5 protein-coding genes are annotated in these 3,920 nt (G+C 69.7%); 3 read left to right on the forward strand and 2 right to left on the reverse strand.

Annotated features, from left to right (window positions below; genetic code table 11):
- Window positions 1-789 (forward strand): ABC transporter permease (locus AB8Z36_RS31820; RefSeq protein ID WP_369216857.1); only part of this gene is annotated, 789 nt, incomplete at its 5' end.
- A gap of 13 nt (window positions 790-802) precedes the next feature.
- Here AB8Z36_RS31820 and AB8Z36_RS31825 read toward each other — a convergent pair.
- Window positions 803-1,135, reverse strand: coding sequence for an ATP/GTP-binding protein (locus AB8Z36_RS31825; protein ID WP_369216858.1), 333 nt, complete (start codon window positions 1,133-1,135; stop codon window positions 803-805).
- Window positions 1,136-1,357: 222 nt separating this feature from the next.
- Between AB8Z36_RS31825 and AB8Z36_RS31830 the strand changes: the two genes are divergently transcribed.
- Window positions 1,358-2,392 (forward strand): LLM class flavin-dependent oxidoreductase, encoded by a 1,035-nt coding sequence (locus tag AB8Z36_RS31830; protein ID WP_369216859.1) that lies wholly within the window; start codon window positions 1,358-1,360, stop codon window positions 2,390-2,392.
- Window positions 2,393-2,452: 60 nt separating this feature from the next.
- On the opposite strand, the gene AB8Z36_RS31835 is transcribed toward AB8Z36_RS31830, so the two are convergent.
- Window positions 2,453-2,845: an SCO5389 family protein gene (locus AB8Z36_RS31835; RefSeq protein WP_030789356.1), complete on the reverse strand. Its 393-nt coding sequence runs from the start codon at window positions 2,843-2,845 to the stop codon at window positions 2,453-2,455.
- A gap of 256 nt (window positions 2,846-3,101) precedes the next feature.
- On the opposite strand from AB8Z36_RS31835, the gene nucS reads away from it, so the two are divergent.
- On the forward strand, window positions 3,102-3,773 hold the full coding sequence (gene nucS, locus AB8Z36_RS31840) for an endonuclease NucS (RefSeq protein ID WP_369216860.1): 672 nt from the start codon (window positions 3,102-3,104) through the stop codon (window positions 3,771-3,773).
- Window positions 3,774-3,920 lie beyond the last annotated feature (147 nt).

The raw sequence follows: 3,920 nt of genomic DNA on the forward strand, positions 1-3,920 counted from the left end.
AACAACGCCTACACCTCGCCGATCCCGGTCAGGAAGACCCACCTCGGCAACGCCCTCGCCTCCGAGTGGACGAAGATCAAGTCGGTCCGCTCGACGATGTGGACCCTCGGCATCTTCCTGCTCCTGGTCATCGGCATCGGCCTGCTCGCCGCCGCGAACACCAAGCCGAGCGACTACCAGGACGTGCCGTTCACGATCCCCGCGTTCTTCGGCCTGATGCTGGGCCAGATCTGCCTGATCACCCTCGGCGTCCTCGTGACCTCGTCGGAGTACGGCACGGGCATGATCCGGACTACGTTCACGGCCTCGCCGCAGCGCCACCGCGTCCTGCTGGCGAAGATCCTGGTCTTCTTCGCCGTGGCGTTCGTCGTCTCCGCGGGCTCCGTGCTGCTCGTGGGCCTCGCGACGTCCTCGATGAACAGCGGTTCCGAGGCGGGCGACGTCCCGTGGGCGGGCACGGTCCTCAAGGGCGGCCTGTACGTGTCGCTGCTCGGCGTGCTCGCGCTCGCCGTCGGCTCGATGCTGCGCCACTCCGCCGGTGCCATCACCGCGATGCTGGGCGTGGTCCTCGTCCCGGCGATCCTGCCCGCGTTCCTGATGATCTGGGAGAGCACGCAGTCGCTCGCCGAGAAGATGTCGGACTACAACGCCATCAACTCGCTGGCCATGATCTTCGGCGCCGACGGTGTGAACAGCGCCAACGGCACGTCGCAGCTCGTCGTGCTGATCGTGGTGACGGTGCTCGCGGTCGGCGGCGCCTTCGCCCTGCTCGAGAAGCGCGACGTGTAGGGGCCAGGACCGGTCAGTACCTCGGCGCGTTGCGGGACCGCTGCACCCTTGAGGCGCGGCGGTCCTTCGCGTTCCAGCACGCCTTGTGCCAGTGCCTGCGCTCGTCGACGCCGGAGTGCTCGGGCCAGGCCACCACGTGCGGGAGGCTGGAGGGGATCTCCTGGTCGCAGCCGGGGCAGCGGTAGCGCTTGCCCGCCGCGCTCGCGCCCGCGACGTGGCGCACGCTCCACTCCTCGCCCTGCCAGCTCTCCGAGCTCTGGAAGCCTCCGTAGCGGCCCGGCGGCTCCGCGTCCGAGGACGCACTCGGCTCTCCGGCGCCCTTGGGGCGGTTGCGACGCGGGGACACGGAACACCTCACGGCTGTACGGCGATCAGGGGTGCCCCAAGCCTACGCGCCAGGCCCATGGGTACCCGTGCGGAACCGGCGGGCGGCCCGCTCCGCACCGCACGGACACAGGCTGCACGGAAAATCCAACAATCTTCATGCCAAGCCGTGCCTTTGGCACGTGTCACGCGTTGTTGCCCGTAGGGGGAGTGCCTGCGTCGGCGCCAAGGAGGCAGGAGTTCGATGCGTGTAGGTAGTTTTGTTCTGGCCGCCCAGTTCCCCGGACAGGGGCAGGGGGAAGCACTGCACCGGGCGGTGCGGTCCGCCGAGGTGGCCGAGGAGGCGGGCCTCGACTCGGTCTGGCTCGCCGAGCACCATTTCGTGCCGTACGGCACCTGCCCGTCGGCGACGACCCTGGCGGCGCTGCTGCTGGGGCGCACGCGGCGGATCCGGGTCGGCACCGCCGTCAGCGTGCTGCCGACCGTACACCCGGTGGCCCTCGGCGAACAGGCCGCGCTGCTGCACATCACGTCCGGCGGCAGGTTCTCGCTCGGTGTCGGGCGCGGCGGCCCCTGGGTGGACCTTGAGGTCTTCGGACCGGGCCTGGAGGCGTATGAGAAAGGGTTCCCGGACTCCCTGGACCTGTTGCTCAGGTGGCTGCGCGAGCCCAGGGTCGGCGGCTCCGGGGGGCGGTTCTCCTTCCGCGAGGTCGATGTCGTGCCACGGCCGCAGGAGGCGCTCAACGGCCACGGCGCGAGCGGCCCCGAGGTGATCGTCGCCTGCACCTCGCCGTCGAGTGTGCGGCTCGCCGCGCAGCGCGGACTGCCCATGCTGCTCGGCATGCATGTGGGCGACGACGAGAAGGCCGAAATGGTGGCCTTGTGGAATCGGCACGCACGTGCTGCGGGGCATCCCCCGGAGGTGCTCGCCGCCTCGGGCCATGTCTCCGCGGGGGTCGTGCAGATCGCGGACCGCCGCCTGGAGGCCGCCGAGACGTTACAGAAAGCGATGCCGGGCTGGCTCAGGCAGGGCCTTGAGGCACATGTCACGGTGGATGGCCGCAAGCGCGCCATGCGCGATCCGCTGGCCTACACCGAGATGCTCTGCGGGCTGCACCCCGTGGGCACCCCGCAGGTGTGCGCCGACCGGATCTCCGCCACCTCGGAGCGGACGGGGATCACCCGTTTCGCTCTGCTCGTCGAAGGCTCGGGCGACCTCGCGACCACCGAGGAGAACGTACGAAGGCTCGGGGCCGAGGTGCTGCCCCAGCTCGGCTGAGGCGGAAGCCGCCGCTCCGGACCGTCACACCTCCCGCGTCCGGAACGGCGGCAACAACCGTCAGCAGTCCCGGAGTTCGGGAGACTGATTGAGCAGCTGGCCCCGAATCGAGGTGAATCGGGCGAGCCGGTCGTCCACTGACGAGTCCAGCGGGAACACCGCCACACGGTGGCAGTTCTGGAACGCCAGTCGTACTCCGAAGTGCCGCTGAAGTGCCCCGCGAATCGCGTCACTCGCGAGCGCGCGCAGCAGCTGCCCACGTGCCTGCTCGTCCGGCGGCGGCGTCTGGTTGTCGGCGAACTCTCCACCGTCGACCTTCAGCTGAGCCACCAGGGAGCTGATCATCTCCCATGCGTAAGGCAGGGAGGTCCGGACGCAGTCGACGAATGCTGCTTCGTCGACCTCGCCTCGCTCGGCCTGTTCCAACAGTGCCGGTGAGACGTCGAGCGACATGGGTTCTCCTCTCGCACCCCCGGGGAGCGGGGGCCTACGGACAGGGATGAAGAGTCCGCCTACGCAGCGTGCACGGATGGCGACCTCCCGCTTCTACGGTAGGCACCGGTCGGGCACCGCACCAGGAGATTGGGCGCATAACCGGCCAGGATCGAACAGGGCCATCGGCGGACAAGTGGTGCGGTGCGCGCGGGCGTCACCAGCGGCTGACAGGCGAATCGCGCGCACCGCCCCGGGTCGAGTAGCGTTGCGCCCCATGCGTCTCGTCATTGCCCGATGCTCCGTGGACTACGCGGGCCGGCTCACCGCCCATCTCCCCTCGGCCCCCCGCCTGATCCTTGTGAAGGCGGACGGGAGCGTCTCGATCCACGCGGACGACCGGGCCTACAAGCCCCTCAACTGGATGTCTCCGCCCTGCACCCTGAAGGAGGGAACGGGGGACGACGCCGGTGTGTGGACGGTCGTGAACAAGGCGGGCGAGAAGCTCATCATCACGATGGAGGAAGTCCTCCACGACTCCTCGCACGAACTCGGCGTGGACCCCGGTCTCATCAAGGACGGCGTGGAAGCACACCTTCAGGAACTGCTCGCCGACAGGATCGAGACACTGGGCGAAGGTTTCTCGCTCATCCGTCGCGAGTACATGACGGCGATCGGCCCGGTCGACATCCTCTGCCGCGACGCCGACGGGCAGACCGTCGCCGTCGAGATCAAGCGCCGCGGCGAGATCGACGGCGTCGAGCAACTGACGCGCTATCTGGACCTGTTGAACCGCGACCCGCATCTCGCGCCGGTCCGGGGCATCTTCGCCGCCCAGGAGATCAAGCCGCAGGCCCGCGTGCTCGCCACGGACCGCGGCATCGGCTGCGCCGTCCTCGACTACAACGCGCTGCGCGGCATCGAGGACGACAAGCTGCGGCTGTTCTGAGGCCGAGGACCCCTCAGAGCGACCCGGTCGCCGTCGGCCCGTCGGAGACCGCGTCGGACGGGCCCGCGGCGCTGGTGCCCGCCGAGCGGCTCGCCGGGTCCGAGTTGTCCGGCGAGGTGGGCGGTTCCTCGGTCGTCGGCGGCTGCG

Origin of the sequence: Streptomyces flavofungini (assembly GCF_041028215.1) — a bacterium.
GTDB lineage: Bacteria > Actinomycetota > Actinomycetes > Streptomycetales > Streptomycetaceae > Streptomyces > Streptomyces flavofungini_B.

Coding starts and splice junctions, on each gene's coding strand:
- nucS (WP_369216860.1), top strand. CDS start 3,102: ATGCGTCTCGTCATTGCCCGATGCTCCGTGGACTACGCGGGCCGGCTC.
- AB8Z36_RS31835 (WP_030789356.1), bottom strand. CDS start 2,845: ATGTCGCTCGACGTCTCACCGGCACTGTTGGAACAGGCCGAGCGAGGC.
- AB8Z36_RS31830 (WP_369216859.1), top strand. CDS start 1,358: ATGCGTGTAGGTAGTTTTGTTCTGGCCGCCCAGTTCCCCGGACAGGGG.